The 15,778-nt window shown below is 73.0% G+C and carries 17 protein-coding genes; 5 read left to right on the forward strand and 12 right to left on the reverse strand.

All coding sequences use genetic code 11. The features are described 5' to 3' along the window. Positions 1–77 precede the first annotated feature (77 nt). Both QI554_RS31340 and QI554_RS31345 read left to right on the forward strand, forming a co-directional pair. Positions 78–806: an RNA polymerase sigma factor gene (locus QI554_RS31340; RefSeq protein ID WP_281474693.1), complete on the forward strand. Its 729-nt coding sequence runs from the start codon at positions 78–80 to the stop codon at positions 804–806. After that, positions 803–1,909: a CU044_5270 family protein gene (locus QI554_RS31345; RefSeq protein ID WP_281474696.1), complete on the forward strand. Its 1,107-nt coding sequence runs from the start codon at positions 803–805 to the stop codon at positions 1,907–1,909. The genes QI554_RS31340 and QI554_RS31345 overlap by 4 nt, the downstream gene beginning before the upstream one ends. Positions 1,910–2,009: 100 nt before the next feature. Here QI554_RS31345 and QI554_RS31350 read toward each other — a convergent pair whose 3' ends face one another. The 11 genes from QI554_RS31350 to QI554_RS31400 form a co-directional block, all read right to left on the reverse strand. After that, the gene (locus QI554_RS31350) at positions 2,010–2,195 is read right to left on the reverse strand and encodes a KOW motif-containing protein (protein ID WP_281474697.1); all 186 of its coding nucleotides are present in this window, start codon (positions 2,193–2,195) and stop codon (positions 2,010–2,012) included. 43 nt (positions 2,196–2,238) lie between these two features. Further along, positions 2,239–2,616 carry a hypothetical protein gene (locus tag QI554_RS31355; protein WP_281474698.1) on the reverse strand — a complete coding sequence of 126 codons (378 nt, stop codon included), beginning with the start codon at positions 2,614–2,616 and terminating at the stop codon, positions 2,239–2,241. A 224-nt stretch (positions 2,617–2,840) separates the two neighbouring features. Continuing rightward, positions 2,841–3,284 (reverse strand): NTP pyrophosphohydrolase, encoded by a 444-nt coding sequence (locus QI554_RS31360; RefSeq protein ID WP_281474700.1) that lies wholly within the window; start codon positions 3,282–3,284, stop codon positions 2,841–2,843. A 1,169-nt stretch (positions 3,285–4,453) separates the two neighbouring features. Beyond that, positions 4,454–5,560, reverse strand: a complete 1,107-nt coding sequence (locus QI554_RS31365) for a DUF1214 domain-containing protein (RefSeq protein ID WP_281474702.1) — start codon at positions 5,558–5,560, stop codon at positions 4,454–4,456. Between the two features lie 39 nt (positions 5,561–5,599). Next, the gene (locus QI554_RS31370) at positions 5,600–6,763 is read right to left on the reverse strand and encodes a sulfotransferase family protein (RefSeq protein ID WP_281474704.1); all 1,164 of its coding nucleotides are present in this window, start codon (positions 6,761–6,763) and stop codon (positions 5,600–5,602) included. Between the two features lie 73 nt (positions 6,764–6,836). Then, positions 6,837–7,538 carry a response regulator transcription factor gene (locus tag QI554_RS31375; protein ID WP_281474706.1) on the reverse strand — a complete coding sequence of 234 codons (702 nt, stop codon included), beginning with the start codon at positions 7,536–7,538 and terminating at the stop codon, positions 6,837–6,839. Beyond that, positions 7,535–8,824, reverse strand: a complete 1,290-nt coding sequence (locus QI554_RS31380) for a sensor histidine kinase (protein WP_281474708.1) — start codon at positions 8,822–8,824, stop codon at positions 7,535–7,537. The genes QI554_RS31375 and QI554_RS31380 overlap by 4 nt, the downstream gene beginning before the upstream one ends. Next, positions 8,821–9,933, reverse strand: a complete 1,113-nt coding sequence (locus tag QI554_RS31385) for a hypothetical protein (protein WP_281474709.1) — start codon at positions 9,931–9,933, stop codon at positions 8,821–8,823. The genes QI554_RS31380 and QI554_RS31385 overlap by 4 nt, the downstream gene beginning before the upstream one ends. Positions 9,934–10,110: 177 nt before the next feature. Further along, positions 10,111–10,701 (reverse strand): hypothetical protein, encoded by a 591-nt coding sequence (locus tag QI554_RS31390; RefSeq protein WP_281474711.1) that lies wholly within the window; start codon positions 10,699–10,701, stop codon positions 10,111–10,113. Positions 10,702–10,793: 92 nt separating this feature from the next. Continuing rightward, positions 10,794–11,438: an MBL fold metallo-hydrolase gene (locus QI554_RS31395; RefSeq protein ID WP_281474713.1), complete on the reverse strand. Its 645-nt coding sequence runs from the start codon at positions 11,436–11,438 to the stop codon at positions 10,794–10,796. 23 nt (positions 11,439–11,461) lie between these two features. Further along, positions 11,462–11,905, reverse strand: a complete 444-nt coding sequence (locus tag QI554_RS31400) for a MarR family transcriptional regulator (protein ID WP_281474716.1) — start codon at positions 11,903–11,905, stop codon at positions 11,462–11,464. 116 nt (positions 11,906–12,021) lie between these two features. Between QI554_RS31400 and QI554_RS31405 the strand changes: the two genes are divergently transcribed. Continuing rightward, entirely contained in the window at positions 12,022–12,900 is an 879-nt protein-coding gene (locus tag QI554_RS31405) for an alpha/beta fold hydrolase (RefSeq protein WP_281474717.1), read from the forward strand. On the opposite strand, the gene QI554_RS31410 is transcribed toward QI554_RS31405, so the two are convergent. Further along, the gene (locus QI554_RS31410) at positions 12,880–13,560 is read right to left on the reverse strand and encodes a DUF4386 domain-containing protein (protein WP_281474719.1); all 681 of its coding nucleotides are present in this window, start codon (positions 13,558–13,560) and stop codon (positions 12,880–12,882) included. The two genes, QI554_RS31405 and QI554_RS31410, sit on opposite strands and share 21 nt — an antisense overlap. Before the next feature lie 149 nt (positions 13,561–13,709). Here QI554_RS31410 and QI554_RS31415 point away from each other — a divergent pair, with 149 nt between their 5' ends. Together QI554_RS31415 and QI554_RS31420 are read left to right on the forward strand one after the other, a co-directional pair. Further along, positions 13,710–14,408: a TetR/AcrR family transcriptional regulator C-terminal domain-containing protein gene (locus QI554_RS31415; RefSeq protein WP_281474721.1), complete on the forward strand. Its 699-nt coding sequence runs from the start codon at positions 13,710–13,712 to the stop codon at positions 14,406–14,408. A gap of 186 nt (positions 14,409–14,594) precedes the next feature. Continuing rightward, a complete protein-coding gene (locus QI554_RS31420; protein WP_281474723.1) occupies positions 14,595–15,401 on the forward strand; it encodes a helix-turn-helix transcriptional regulator in 807 nt (268 codons plus the stop codon). Positions 15,402–15,778: the final 377 nt, after the last annotated feature.

The raw sequence follows: 15,778 nt of genomic DNA on the forward strand, positions 1-15,778 counted from the left end.
CCGAACCACGGGGCGAAGTGGCGTAGATCACCGGAACGCGGACGGGCGCGGAGCAAGGGCAAGACGTGGAACCAACTTTGAGGAACCGTTTCCGCGACGGGGATCGCGACGCGTTCGGCGAGCTGTACGACCTGCACGCACGCGTGCTCTACCGCTACGCCCTGCGCGTGACCGGCGACTGGGCCGCCGCCGAGGACGTCGTCTCCACGACGTTCCTGGAGGCCTGGCGCAGCCGCGAACGCCTCCAACCCGACGCCGGCGACCTGCGCCCGTGGCTGCTCGGCATCGCGACCAACGTCATCCGCGGCAACGCCCGCTCCCGACGCCGCCGCCACGAGGCACTGGCCCGCATGCCCGAACGCGACGCCGTACCGGACTTCTCCGACGAGGTCCTCGGCCGGATCGACGACGCCGAACGGCTGCGCGCCGCCCGCGCCGCACTCGAACGACTCCGCCGCCGCGAACGCGAGGTCTTCACCCTCGTGGTGTGGGCCGGGCTCGACTACGCCGCGGCCGCCGAGGCCCTCGGCGTCCCGGTCGGTACCGTGCGCTCCCGCCTGTCGCGCGCCCGCGCCCGCCTCAGCGACCTCGCCGACGCGGAACTGCGGGCCGAGCGCGGGCGGTTCGCGCGGCTGCGGGGCGGGCGCCGTACGGCCGCGAAGCCCGCGCCCACCGCCCCGCCGCACGGCGCGTCGGACAGCGCGGCGGCCCCTTCCGAAACCGACATGGAACGCGTGCCGCGCTCCGGCAAGCCAGTTACAGGCCGCTTCCCGGCGGCCCGGTCGACCCAGGAGAACCAGGCGTGAACACCAACCACCGGCACCCGCAGCCCCCGCGGCCCGACGAGCGCGAGCGCCGCGAGCTGGCGGCCCTGCTGCCGCCGCCCACGGTTCCCGACCTGGCGCGCGACCGCGAACTGCTGCTCAAGGAAGACCTCATGCGCAAGACACACCCGGCCTCGCCCGACTCCGGTACGCAGGCCACACGCCCCGCCGCCCGCCCCCGCCGCTGGGCGTGGGTCGCGGTCCCGGTCGCCGCGTGCGCCCTCGCCGGCGGCCTCGTCGCGGCGAACCTCGGCGGCGGCTCGGACGACACCCCGGTCGCGTCGCCCACGTCGCAGCCCGCCCCCGGCGTCCCGGCGCCGAACCCGGCCGTCCAACTCCTCACCCAGGTCGCGCACGCGGCTGCGGGCAACCCGCAACCCACCGTGCGCGCCGACCAGTTCGTGTACGTCGAGAGCAAGGTCGCCTACGCCGCCCAGAGCGCCGACGGCGGCCCGGCCACCGTCCCCCAGGCCCACACGCGCCGCGTCTGGCTGTCCGCCGACGGCTCGCGCCCCGGCCTGATCCGCGAAGACGGCAAGCCCGACAGCACCACCGGCGACCAGACCGGCCAGGTCTTCACCCTCGAAGGCCCGGGCGCGACACCGAAGCCCAGCACCCTCACGACCCCGCCGTCGATCACCAACCCGACGCACCAGTACGTCGCTTCGCTCCCGACCGACCCCGACACGCTGCTCCAACGCGTCTACGCCGAGACCAAGGGCCAGGGCCAGGACCCCGACCAGCGCGCCTTCACCGCCATAGGCGACCTCCTCACCGAAACCTGGGCACCCCCACAGGTCACCGCCGCCCTGTACCAGGCCGCCGCGAAGATCCCGGGCGTGACAGTCGTCGAATCCGCCACCGACGCGGCGGGCCGCGAAGGCATCGCCGTCGCCCGCACCGCCCACAACGAACAAACCCAGTGGATCTTCGACCGAAAGACGAACACCTTCCTCGGCGACCGCACAATCCTGACCGCCCCCACCGACGCAGGCCCGACCGGCACCGTCCTGGGCACCTCAGCCATCCTCACCAAGGCCGCAGTATCCAAGGCAGGCGAAACCCCGAAGCAGCCCACCACGTAACCCCCAACGCGACCGCCGACCACGAGCAGACCGCACCCAACGGCACCCCCGCCCACACCACACGGCGGGGGTGACCCGTTTCCGGATCCGGCAGACGAGGTCAGGCGATCTTGACGACGGTCGACACGGGCACCTCGACATTGGTCGGATCGCCGAAGATGTCGACGATCAGCCGCACGCGGCCCCGATCAACGTCGAATGCCGTCACGGGACTGGTGAAGTCCGCGAACGGTCCTTCCGTGACCCGCACCTCGTCACCAACCTGGATCTGCGTGTCGCTGGACATGCGTTGCCTTTCTCGTCGCGCTTTCGCTGGGCAACCTATTCGGTCACCCCTGGGACGGAGCACGACCGACGTTCCTCCCCGCCTCGGTCACGGCCAAAGTCACCGCGCCGATCCAGTCGTCGTTGTCCGGGTACTTCCAGTTGGCCGGGTCCTCAAGCACCGCCGGAAGCTGCTCACGGGGCACCAGTTCGCCGTGCTGCAAGCCGGCCTGGCCGGTCGGTGAGATCCACGGGGCGAGGCGGCGCACCTCGATCCACCCACGGTCGATGAGTGGGAGCAGGATCTCCACCAGCTCGCCGACCGTCCACGGCTGGTCGAGATCGCCCCAGACACCGGCCAATATGTCGATCTCGTACGAGTTGACCATGAACGCCCGCTCGACGTCGGTCAACTCGTGCGACCCGCCGGCGTCGTGGGGCATGCCTTGCCTTTCTGGTCGTGCTTCCGTCGTGCGCGTGTGCCACTGACGTCGTGCCGCGATCGGGCGCATATGCATTTGTGCTGTCGGGCGCGGCGACCCGGGAGACTGCCTGCTCGCGTGTGATCACCGGGGTATGGTGGCCGCCCTTGGAGCCACCCGGCCAAGGGTTTTCAGCGTTGCACAGCTCTCAGGTGGTCCCCGAGGTCTCGGCGCAGCCTGCCGTTCTACCTCGGGCGGACCGAGCGGGGGCCGATTACCTCGGCGCCCAAGGCGGTGACTCTTGTGCGCAGGCCTCGGTCGGCGGTCACCACCAGGCAAGGGCGGTTCGGGGTGGTGGCGAGAATGTTCGTCACTACCTCGACCATCTCGTCGTCGCCGCTGGCCTTTGCGCTGATCACGCGGACGCCGGGGATCGACTCGACGCCGCGTGCGGCGCCTTCGACGACCAGTAGGACCTCGACTCGGTGGCCGACCGCCCAGGGTGGGGCTCCGCTCGTGGTCGGGAGGCCGGTCTCGCCTAGGGCGGCCAGGCTGTCGCGTAGGCGTTCGGCGGCGGCTCGGCGGTTCTTCCACCAGCCGTCGGGGACGGAGCCCACGACGTTGGCCGCGTCGACGACGACGAGCGGGAGCAGGTCGCCCGTCGTGTCGTCCGGCATCTGGTCAGCCATCCACCCGCCTCCTCAGCCCGGCAGCCGTCCGCCACCCCGGACCCACCGCGCGATGCTACGCGTTGACACGGCTCGCCTCGGCGAGGACAACGAGCGCGCCGCCGGATGGTAGCGCGGGCAGGTACGCGCAGGTGCGGGCCCACGGCAGGCGGCCTCGGGCCGACTGGGGTGGGCCGGACCGGGGTTGGGCTAGTGGGGGTGTGGCCCACTCCGTCGCGGGGCGGGTCGTCGGCGGGCGAGCCAGTCGCCATGTGCGGGGCGGGCCTCGGCCGTTGCGGCGTGGAGACCGTCGGCCATGCACGGTCCCCTGGCCTGTCTGCCGGCGGCGGCCATCTCCCCCTCCCGATTGTGGATTGTCCGCGCGGCCGAACGGCTGTCAAGGCGCGGTGGATCTCCCCTGGAACGGCGGCCTGTTCCGTGCTGCAGGGGGCGCCTTGACAGCCGCCCGGCCGCGCTTAAAACCTCGGCAACTATCGGGAGGGGGAGGCGGTGTGGAGGCGCATCGGGTGCGTTGCGTCGCCGGGCTGCGGTCCCAGCGTGGGGCGGGCGGGCGACCACCTTTGACGACCGGTCACCGCACGTCACGGTTCTCATATCGGACCAAATTGGGGCATTAAGGCACCCGAATCCCTATTGGCTTTGCGTCAAAAGAACCAAATGGCCACCTGGTTGCCATATGGTTCTTTTGACAATGGTTTCCAGTAGTCCGGGCGGTCGGGACCCGGCGCGCGACTCGGGCCCGGACCCGACCCGGCACCCGACCGGCACCGGCTTGGCGCGCACCACGCTGGGACCGCAGCCCGGCAGGACCAGCGCCGCCGAAGTGTCTCCACACCCCGCGCCCCTCCCGATAGCTGCCGGGTTTTCTGCGCGGACGGGCGGCTGTCAAGCCGCCCCCAACAGCACGCGACAGGCCACCTGTTCATGCAAGATCCACCGCGGCTTGACAGCCGTTCGGCCGCGCGGACCATCAAAAATCGGGAGGGGCGCCAGGACACCGCCACCAGCCAGGTCAGGAACGGTTCATGGCAAGGGACTTCCACGCCGCAACGTGCGAGCCCGCAGCGCAGATGCCGGCACGATCGCAACCCGACGACGCGCCCCCGCACCGAACCGGCCCCTCCCGCTGAGCCGGATCACCGGCACGTGCAGCCCCCTCCGGCGCCTCGTCAGCGGTGCAGCCCCGCCAGCTTCACCACCGTAGCCGTCGGCGCCACCGGTTCGTGGTTCGGCAGGAGCCAGCGGCAGAAGACCACGCCCGTGTGCAGGCCGGTGGTCGGCAGCCAGTCGGGTTCGCCCGGGCCCGGGTCCTCGTGGGCGACGACGACGCGGAAGCGGCCTTCCGATGTCAGCTGCGCCGTACGGGTGTTGCGGGAGACCGGGCCTGCCGGGCCGTCGGTCGACTGCATGAAGGAGTTCCACAGCTGGATGCCCCAGTAGACGCAGTCCCCCGCGTCGCCCTCGATCACCAGCGCCTCGTCCGGGGCGAGTTCGTAGCGGGCGCGGCAGTACACGTTGTCCGGCGTCCCCCACCCGGGCATCGTGCGGGTGAACCGGAACGGCGGTGCCATCTCGTTCGGTTCGACGTAGCGCTGGGGCTGCGCGAGCACGGTCTGGGCGACGAAGGAGCTCGCGGCCCGCAGGCCTTCCGCCACCCGGTCGACGTCGAACACCGTTTGACCCGAAGGGGGTTCGGTCGCGGCGATGGAGAATGAGGGACGCCGCGAAGTGTCCTTGTCGAAGTAGTACTCGCGGGTGATGACGATCGACGCGTCGTCGGTCAGCGGGATCCAGTCCCCGGTGTCCGGCTTGTCGCGGGACAGTGTGATGCGGAACGACCCGTCCGGCTCGGTGGTGATCCCCCGGTGGTTGAGGTCCCCGACGGTGCGGTGCCCCAGGTGCGCGGCCGGGTCGGGGCCGCCGTGCACGGTGAACGACAGGTAGCACTCGTCGCCGCGGCGGCCGGTGACGACGTAGTCGCGGCTGCCGTCGATGACCGCGATCGTGTAGTGCGTGTCCGTGTTGTCGCCGAGGATCCGCGCGGTCGGTGTGGCGAGCGGGATGAACCGCGGTGCGGCCGGGTCGGATTCGAGGTAGATCTCGAGCGCGTAGCGCATCACGTGGCTGAGACTGCGGTAGCCCTCGGCCACCGTGCGCTGGTCGAACACGCCGCGCGCCGGGTCGAGGAAGCTGTTCTCCGCGTCGCGCAGGGTGTCGCACAGCGTGTGCCACAGCGCGGACAGCGGCCCCGCGTCGTTGCGTTCGGGAGTGGTCATGGCTGCTCCGATCGTTCGTGTCAGCAGCGGAAGAAGCGCCTACCGGCGCCGTTCGAAGGGGATGCCGTACGCCTCGCGGTACGCGGCGAAGCGGTCGTTCACCCACTCATCCGTGAGCCCGAAGTCGTCGAGGGCGTAGGTGTGTCGCCCGAACTTGTGCTGCTTGTTCTCCTGCGTGTGCGCCCGCATCGCGGCCTCGGTGTCGGCGTCGAGTTCGCGCCCGAGCCAGCCGTACACGGTCCGCACGGTGCCGATCGGGTCGCCGACCAGGTCGGCGTACGCGACGTCGAGGAACCGCCCGTCGCCGTGCCTGGCCCGGTGGTCGAGCACCCGGTCTGCCATCGTGGCGAGGTTGCCCGACCAGGTACGTCCGATGGTCGCGCTGTGGTCGGTCTCGGTGAAGGTGCCCGACAGCGACCGGACGAGGCTGCACGTCGAGGCCACCGTGACCGCCGGGTCCCGGTGCGTCACGACGAAGCGCGCGTCCGGGTAGCGGGCCACGACCTCGTCGAGCGCGTGGCAGTGCACGGGCGCCTTCAGGTACCACGTGCCGGGGCAACGTGACTGGAGCAGCCGCAGCATGCGGTGGTGGTGGTCGTACGCCGCGGTCATGTCGCTCGCGAGCAGCCACGCGTCGTACTCCGGCACCGTGTACATCGTCGACAGCATCAGGCTGGCGAAGTGCTGCGCGAGCAGCACCGTGCACTCGACGGGCGCCTCGGGCGGGTCGTGGTGGATCGCCTTGAAGCCGGGGTTGAGTCGGTCGACCAGGCTCGGCGCGGAGCGGGCCGCGTGCAGCCGCGGGTCGTCGTGGTACGTCGCGGTCTCCGGCGGCGGCGTGGGGCTCTGTGCCTCCCAGCCCAGCAGCGACCGGTTGGCCGGGTCGGCGGCGAGGAGGTGGCTGAGCGCGGTGGTGCCGCTGCGGGGCAGGCCGATGACGAACACGGGTGCGGTGACCGGCTCGTCCGCGAGTCCGGGGTGCCGCCGCTCCCAGTCGGCGACCTTCGCGCGGGCGGTGAGCGCCGCCTTCGTCTGTCCCTCGAAGACCATGCGGCCGATCGGGGTGAGGTCGGCGGTCTCGTCGACGGCGGCGGCGATGCGGTCGAGGCCGGTTCGGAAGGACGGGTCCCCGAAGTCGTCGAGGCCGGTCTCGGCGGCCACCTGGTCGAGCAGGCGGCCGAGCGGTTCTTCGGTGCGCGTCACGCGGTCCCCCATACGATCTCGGGTCGGCGCAGTCGGTTGTACCGTAAAACGATTCAAGGGGACAGACGCGTGATCAGCCCGCGCCCGGCCCGACGAAACCGCTCTCGTACGCCGCGATGACCGCCTGCGTCCGGTCGCGGACCTCCAGTTTTCCGAGCACCCGGGCCACGTGGGTCTTGACCGTCTCGGCGCCGAGCCCGACCCGTTCGGCGATCTCCGCGTTGGTCAGCCCGGCCGCCATCAGGCGCAGCACCTCGCCCTCACGCGCCGTGAGCCGGTCGACGCGGATCCGCGCCGGGTTCGCCGACGCCGGGCCGCCGCCCCCGCCCTCCCGTCTCGGCGCCTGACGCAGCGCCAGGTCCCGTACGGCCGACGGGAACAGCAGCGAGTCGCCGCGCGCGACGACGCGGATGGCGTGCACCATCTCCTCGGCGCGGGCCCGCTTGAGGAGGAAGCCCTGCGCGCCGGCGCGCAGCGCGTCGTAGACGTACTCGTCGTTCTCGAAGGTGGTGACGACCAGGACGCGCGGCGGCTCCGGCATGCTGCGGAGCAGGTGCGCCGTGGCGTCGATGCCGTTGAGCTCCGGCATGCGGACGTCCATGAGGACGACGTCGGGTCTCAGTTCGCGGATCGCGCCGACGGCCTCGGCGCCGCTGCCGGCCTCGCCGACGACCTCGAGGTCGGGTTCGGCGGCGATGATGGCGCGCAGCGCGGTGCGGACCAGGTGTTCGTCGTCGGCGAGGAACACCCGTACCGGAGCGGCGGTGTTGGTCATGCGGTGCCTCCCAGCGGTATGTCGGCGGTGAGCCGCCAGTGGCCGTCGCGTGCCCCGGCGTCGAAGCGACCGCGCAGCACGGCGACGCGTTCGGCGGCGCCGCGCAGTCCGCGTCCGCCGCCGCGCCGCCGGGCGAACGCGGCCTTGCCTTCCGGCGCCGGATTGCTGACCGCGATCCGCAGTTCGCCGTGTTCGACGGCGATCCGCACGTCGATGGGCACCGCGCCGGCGTGCCGCAGCGCGTTGCCGAGCCCCTCCTGCACGATGCGGTATGCCTCGCGGGAGACCAGCGTGGGCAGCGCCGCCACGTCGGTGCCGCCTGTGTCGAGGACGACCTCGGCGCCCGCGGCCCGGGTCCGGGCGACCAGGTCGGGCAGCTCGGCCAACGACGGCGCGGGCGCCCGGCTCGCGTCGCCCTCCTCGCGCAACAGCCCCAGTACGTGGTCGAGTTCGGCGACAGCGGCGCGGGCGGTGTCCTCGATCGCGGCGAGCGCCTGGGCGACAAAGGCCGGGTCGCGCTCAAGCAACCGCCCGGCGGCGGACGCCTGGAGCGTCACTGCGCTCAGCGCGTGACCGACCGAGTCGTGCAAGTCGCGGGCGAGCCGCGTGCGTTCGGCCATCCGCTCGGCGCGCTGCTCGGCGAGCGCGAGCCGGTCGGCGGGCGTGGGACCGAGCAGCACGGGCGCACTGCGGGCCAGCCACGCGCCGGCCGCGGCGGAGGCGGCGACCGGCAAGGCGAACAGCAACAGCCCCAGGGCCGCGCCCACCGCGGGCCACGCGTCGGCGAAGTGCAGCCACTCCAGCCCGCGTTTCCCGTCGTCCAGGAGGTCGGGGGCGAACGGCAGGGCCAGCAGCAGCACTCCGGCGGGCGGCGCGGCGATCGACATGCCTGCGACGATGCCGCCGAGCACGGTGTGCAGCGTGAACCAGGCGGAGGTGCGGCGCCGCGCGGGCCAGGTGTCGGTGGGCCCGCCGAGGATCTCGCCGGAGGCGTCGACCAGGACACGCGCCGCGCTGCCTTCCAGGGTGCGGACGAGCGGCACGAGCCCGGCGAGCGCCAGCAGCGGGACGTCGAGGACGAGCGACGCCAGTTGCAGCGTGTAGGCGGATCCGGGAGTGCCGTCGAAGACGCCGACCATCGCGACGAGGGTGCCCGTCAGCAGGTGAAAGGGCATCAGGAGCGCGCCGCCCAGCACCAGATGGACCCAGCGCAGCCGGGCCCGGCGGCCGACCCCGGCACGGACGACGGCCCGAGGGACGGCCCGGAGCGCGGCGCGCGCGGTCATGCGGCGGGTATGCCCGCGGACGACGGGAGCGGCGAGGAACCGTCCGGGAGGCCGCCCGTTCCGGGTGCCGCTGCCGCGTCCCGCTGCTCCCGCGCGGCATACAGCGCGGTGTACCGCGACAGGGCGTACCAGCCGGCGGTCAGCGCGAGCAGCCCGATGATCATTTCGGCAGTGTAGACAACACCCAGGAGCGTCGAGGTGCGCTGCACGATCGGGCTCTCCGACGAGGACGTCGAGACGATCAGTGCCATCCATCCGCCCCACCCGAACACGCCGCCGGTGCCGAGCCAGGCCAGCGCGAGCGGCGTCCGCACCCGGCCGCGGCCGATCCGCAGGGCGAGCACGACCAGTCCGACCGCACCGGCGGCGGCGAGCACACCCTCGGTGCAGTCGAGCCAGTACCCGTCGGCGTCGCGTTCGGCGATCCACTGGTCCGTCATGCCCAGCGACGAGCCCGCCGCCCAGATCAGGTGCAGCGTCGCGCTCACCGTCATCAGCAGCGCGGCGGTCAGCGCGGCCGCCCGAACGGGAACGCGGCCGCCGAGCGGAGGCAGGTCGCGCACCCGGGCGCGCAGGAAGCCGCCCCACCGCTCGTTCGCGTACAGGACGAACGCCCCGACCAGCACCGTCCCTTCGACGATGAACCCGGCGTACACGACGGCGTACACCCAGCCGTACAGCAGATCATCGGTCACGAACGGGTTGTGCCCGTCGGTCACCAGGGCCGCGACGCAGGTCAGCGGCACGGCGAGCATGATGACGCCGAGCAGCCCGGTGGCCACCCACATCGGCAGGACGACGGGCCACGCGCGGCCCCGGCCGACGCGCGGCTTGGTGAGGGTGTGCGCGATGAGCGCGGCCGTCCCGTCCATGAGGAAGGTCAGGAGGTTGCCGACGACCCACTTGGTGCGGTTGATGTCCGCGCCGTCCACGACGCCGACGTCGACGCCGACGACCCACAGCAGTTTGAGCATGAGGTAGGGCGCGCACGCGATGACCGCCCACCATGCGAGCCGCCTGCGCAGTCGGGCGGAACGCTCGTGCTCTGGGCCGGGTTCGGGGGTGCGGACGTCGGTGTCGGGGCGGGCGCCCGCGGGCTCGGAGGTCATGGGACGAGCCTCGCGCCGAGGCCCTGCCGACGGCGTCCGCCTGCACGCCGGACCGGGTCCCCCGCGTGGGGGACCCCTCGGCCTCGGCCTCAGCCCACGGCGCCCGCGACCAGCGGCGGCCGGACCATGGTGACGTCCCCCCAGGTCCCGGCCGCGACGTCGCCGTCAGGGTGAGGGTCAGGGGACGGTGCTCGTGCAGGCCGTTCCGACCGGCACCATCAGGACCTGTTCGCTGCCGCCGGACCTGACCTTCAGCGGTACGCACATCGGGCGTTCGGCGTAGAACCCGCCGGCGAAGACGATCCACGCCTTGTCGCCGGGGCGCCCCGGGCAGGCCGGTATGCGGATCTCCGAGGCGGGCTCCTGCATGTTGCCCCACAGGATCGCGGGGCGTTCGGCCGCGTCGGCGGGCACGCTGAGTTCGGCGCTCTCGCCGACCCGGATGACGAGCCCGGTCTTGGCGAAGCGGCGCCCTTCCGCGTCGGGGTCGGGGGTGTCGCCGAGTTGGAGGACTCCCGCGCTCGTCGAGAACGCCACGGTGTCGAGGGCCACCGCGTAGCCGGCGCTCACGGCGCCGAGGGTGTCGACGGCGGTCGAGCAGTCGAGGCCGGTGTCGGCGGCCTGCGTGGTGGGCGCGGTCGGGTGAAACTGCGACGGAGTCTCCTCGGCGCTGCCCGGCCCGCCTTTGGCCGCGCAGGCGGCGACGGCGATGGCGCTCACGGCGAGCACGGCCGGCAGTCGCAGACGACGTGCCTGTCCGATCTTCATACTGGCATCGTGCCAGCGCGGCGGTGCGGGCGGAACGGTCTCGTCCGGCGTGTCCGTACCTGCGTGCCCCGGGCCCGGTCCGGGGCGCCTCGTCAGCCGGACGCGCCGAGTTCGACGACGGCCCCGGCCGCAGGGCGGACGAACTCCGTGCCGCCCTTCGCCTCCATCCAGCCCTCGAAGTAGTCCTGGCCGAGGTCGTTGAGGGTCGCGTCGTGGATCGGCAGCGCCCGTGCGGGCTTGACCGCGCGCACGAAGTCCAGCGCCTCGGCGAGCTTGAGCCACGGCGCGGCCGCCGGGACGAGGAGCGTGGTCACGGGGGTTTGGGGGACGTACAGCGCGTCGCCGGGGTGGTACACGGCCTCGTCGACGACGAAGCCGACGTTGGCGCAGCCCGGCAGCCCCTCGTAGATCTCGGCGTGTTGACCGCCCACGACGTCCACGGTGAAACCGGCCGCCGTGAACCGCTCCCCGACCTCGACGACGACCGCCGCGCCGCCGAGTTGCGGCAGCAGCTCGGCGGCCGACCGCGGCAGGTGGACGCGGAACGCGGAGTCCCGGGCGGCCGCAGCGACCAGCGCGTCGACGTCTATGTGGTCAGGGTGTTCGTGGGTGACCAGCACGTCCGTCACCCCGTCGAGGGCGGCGGCGCTGTCGGAGAACACTCCGGGGTCGACGACGAGGACCCGGTCGGCGGACTCGAGGCGTATGCAGGCGTGCCCGTGCTTGATCAAGCGCATGCGCCCACTATGGCAGCCCGAGGTCAGGCCAGGCGCGTGCGCGGGGCCAGGTGCCGGGCCAACACCTCTAGTGCCGCGCCGACCTCGGCGAGGACGTCCGGGTCGTCGGTGCCGAGTGCGGCGGCGAGCACGGGAGTCGGGTCGGCGGCGCGGACGGCGGCCACGCGGCCGGACACCGTGGACGCCTGCCGCACCAGCGTGCGGCGCCGGTCCCGCGGGTCGGGCCCGGTCTCGACGGCGCCGGCTTCCTTGAGCCGGGCGACGGCGGTGGACACCTGGCTCTGCGGGAGCCCGGTGCGGGCGACGATCTCGGTGACGGTGGTCTCGTCGTGGGCGGCGAGGTCGCTGGCGACAATGAGCGCGAGGCGGGCGCCGCCGTCCAACGCGCCGCCGGGCGGCGCGGGGATGGCGTCCTCACCGATCTTCATGAGGGTGCGCCCGAGGAGGAAGAGTCCGACGGCATCCATGGAGCGCAGCGTATATCCAATTCAATACATTGGATTGAATGCATCGAATCCGATGAGTTATGGTCGACGTGCAGCGCGGGGCCGACGGGGCTCCGCCGCGGGGAGGGGACACGACCATGGACGGCGCGAGGCACCCGGCGACCGACACGCGGGCCGAGACCACAACCGTCACCACCGGCACGCTCGCCGTCGACGGCGCCACGCTGCACTACCAGCTCCGCGGCACCGGACCCCTGTTGCTCATCTCGCAGAGCGGCGAGGGGGACGCCGACCGGAGCGCCGACCTGGTGGCGGGGCTCGCCGACGCGTACACGGTCCTGACGTACGACCGCCGCGGACTGTCCCGCAGCCGCGTCGAGGACCCGGCGTCGGGCGCGTCCATCGCGCAACACGCCGACGACGTCCACCGATTGCTCGCCGCCGTCACCGACGAACCCGCCCTCATGCTCGGCTGCAGCCTCGGCGCCTCGATCGGCCTGCACCTGGCCACGACCCACCCCGGGCAGATCGCGCTCCTGATCGCCCACGAGCCGGTGAGCCCGTGCCTGCTGCCGACCGCCGACCGGGCCCGGCACGAGCACGAACTCGCCGAACTCCAGGGCATCTACCGGCGCGCCGGTCTCGCGGACGTGTTCCCCGCGATCGCCGGCGTGCTCGGCATCGACCCGCACAGCCGCGACGTGGAGCCGGACCTGACGCCGTTCCCGCTCGACGCCCAACGGCGGGCGAACTTCGACTACTTCATTCAGCACGACTTCACCGCGATCATCGAGGACACCCTCGACGCCGCCGCCCTCGCGGCCTCCTCGACGCGTATCGTCCCGGCCTTCGGCGCCACGACCCCGCACACGGTGTTCGACTACCAGTGCGCCCTCGCGCTCGCCGACCTGACCGGCACGCCGGCGGTCACGCTGCCGGGCGGCCACAACGGCAACCTCACCCACCCGCGCGCGTACGCGGCCCTGCTGCGCGAACTACTGGCCGGCGCCGCCTGACGGCCGGAACCCCTTCACCAACAGCCATCCGGCGAGCGCCAGTTCCCACGCGAAGACCGGCACCGCCGCGAGCCCGCCCCACGTGGACACCTGGCCGTACGCGCCAAGCAGCACGGCCGTCGCCGAGCCGAAGATGAGCACCCCGCCGGCGACGCCGAGCCCGGCGATGACGCGCGGCACGAGCCGCGACCGGTACAACAGCCAGGCCAGCAGCACCGTGTTGGCGCCGAGGACGAAGTTCGGCCCGACCAGGAACGTCCAGTCGTGGACCGCCACCAGCCCGCGCGCGACGGTGCGCAGCGAGACGGAGTCGGCGCCACCGGGCGGGTCCTGACGCAGCGTCACGACGGCGAGCAGGCTCACGATGCCGACGCATATGACGGCGGCCTCCAACGTGCGCAGCCCCAGGTAGCCGGCCGCCCCCGCGCGACTGTGCCGGCGCACGACCGGGAACAGCGCGACGGCCGTGCCCACGACCGACAGGGCGAGCAGCACCTCGCACAGCGCGCCGAGCAGCACGCGGGTGTCGGAGCCGGTGCCGACGACGTAGTCGCTGTCGTGCAACACCGGCGCGTAGAGCGCCAGTCCGGCGATCGAGGTGACGTGGGTGACGAGGTAGCACGCGCCCGCGGCGCGCGCGGACGTTCGGGCTGGGGCCACGGGGGCTCCTTAGGTCGTGAGCGGTCGAGCGAGGGCACGCAAGGCGAGGTGTACGCCGTACACCTGCCTTCGCCACGCTAAGGTGTACCGCGTACACCTGTCAACGAACGGCCGCCCAGGCCGCCCGCACCCCGGAGGCCGCGCGCCGCATGACCCCGCAGCCGGACGCCGCCCGCCGCACCCCGCTCAACCGCGACCGCGTGCTGCGCGCGGCCGTCGCGCTCGCCGACGCGTCCGGCATCGACGGGCTGAGCATGCGGTCGCTCGCGCAGGAGCTCGGCGTCGTGCCGATGGCGCTCTACAAGCACGTCGCCAACAAGGACGAACTCCTCGACGGGATCGCCGACATCGTCGTCGGCGAGTTCGCCGCGCCGGTCGGCGGCACGGACTGGCAGGCCGACGTCCGGGCGCAGATCCTGGCCGCGCGCGGCGCGCTGCTGCGCCACCCGTGGGCCGCCCGTGTCATCGAGACGCGCACCCAGCTCACGCCCGGCGCGCTCGCCTACCTCGACGCGCTGATCGGGACGTTCCGCGCGGGCGGCCTGTCAGCGGACCTGACCCACCACGCGATGCACGCACTCGGCAGCCGCGTCTGGGGCTTCACGCAGGAGCTGCTGCCCGCCCCGCCGGAGGTCGAGGGGGCACAGCGGGAGGCCGCGCTGCGGGAGATGGCCGCACGCTACCCGCACATCGCGGAGATCGCCGCGGCCGCCGCGCACGAGGACGACACGGTGGTCGGCGGCGGCGGATGCGACGACCAGTTCGAGTTCGAGTTCGCCCTCGACGTCCTGCTGGACGGGATCGCGCGCCTGCACGCGGCGGGATGGAGCTCGAAGACGGCGGGGTGACGGGGGCTCGGCCCGCCGCGCCCAGTGGCCCCGGAGCAGCGCCTCGGCCCTCCGCGCGGACTTGTATGCGTCGATGTCGTCGACGGCAGGCGTGACGTTCGGCCGTGCGGCTCGGGACCTCGGACCCTGCCGACAAGAGCCGGGCCGCCCTGCCGACGAAAACCAACCGCTCAGTAGGGTTGAGGCATGCTCCCTGACCTCCGACTCGGCGACTTCCTGAAGTCGCGGCGCGCCCGCCTGCGGCCGCGCGACGTCGGGCTGCCCGCGGTGGGAGTGCGCCGGGTACCGGGGCTGCGCCGGGCCGAGGCCGCGAAACTGGCCGGGGTGAGCGTCGACTACTACGTCCGCCTCGAGCAGGACCGCGCCGGAAGCGTGTCCCTCGGCGTCCTCGAGGCGGTCGCCGCCGCGCTGCGGATGGACCCCGACGAGCGGGAGTACCTGGTCAACCTCGCGCACCCGCCGATCCGGCACACGCCGCCGCTCGAGGTCGACACCGGCGTCCGGCAGCTGCTCGACGGACTGACCGGCATCCCGGCGTACGCGCTGGGCCGCAGCGGTGAGGTGCTGGCCTGGAACGACCTCGCGGCGCGCGTCTTCCTCGACGCGTCGGCCGTACCGCCCGAGCGGCGCACCACCTCCCACCTGCTGTTCTGCGACGACGCGCTGCGCGGCCGGCTCGGCGACTGGGAGGACACCGCGCGCTCGCACGTCGGTCGCATGCGCCTGAAAGCCAGCCGCTGGCCCGACGACGACCGCCTGCGCACGCTGATCGGGCACATGCGCGACGCGAGCCCCGACTTCCGCCGCCTGTGGGAGCGCCACGACGTCACCGACCGGATACCGCCCGCGCCGGTGCTGCACCACGCCGACGCGGGCGCGCTCCCGCTGCTGTGCCGCGCCATGGCCGTCACGGGCCGCCCGGGCCTGGAGGTCGTCGCGTACCCGCCGCACCCCGGAACGGACGCCCGGGCGCGCCTGGACACACTCCGCTGACCGTCCCCGCGAAGGTGGGCCCGCGAGTACCACCCAACCAAGGCTATAAATCAGCGGGTACGCCCCCCCGTCCCCTACGACACGGGCGACACTCCCCCGCGCCCTTGGTCGGACGGCATTCCCCTGGACGCGGCCGGGAGGCGACACCCGCGCGGCACCTGCTGCCGCACGGGCTCCGGACCGGAGTGGATCCCGGCCCCGGAGGGCGTCGGGCGGCCCCTCTTCTCCTCGGACGGGGGTCCGCCCGATCGCCTGTCCGTCACCCGAGGGACGGCTTCCCCGAGCGACGGCGCGCACAGCACCCGGGCATATCTGATCTTCGACGCCTCAGGCGCGGCGGAGACACCCTTCCAAACGCCCCGTCGCAGCGCATACGC

Source organism: Yinghuangia seranimata, assembly GCF_029953285.1.
GTDB lineage: Bacteria > Actinomycetota > Actinomycetes > Streptomycetales > Streptomycetaceae > Yinghuangia > Yinghuangia seranimata.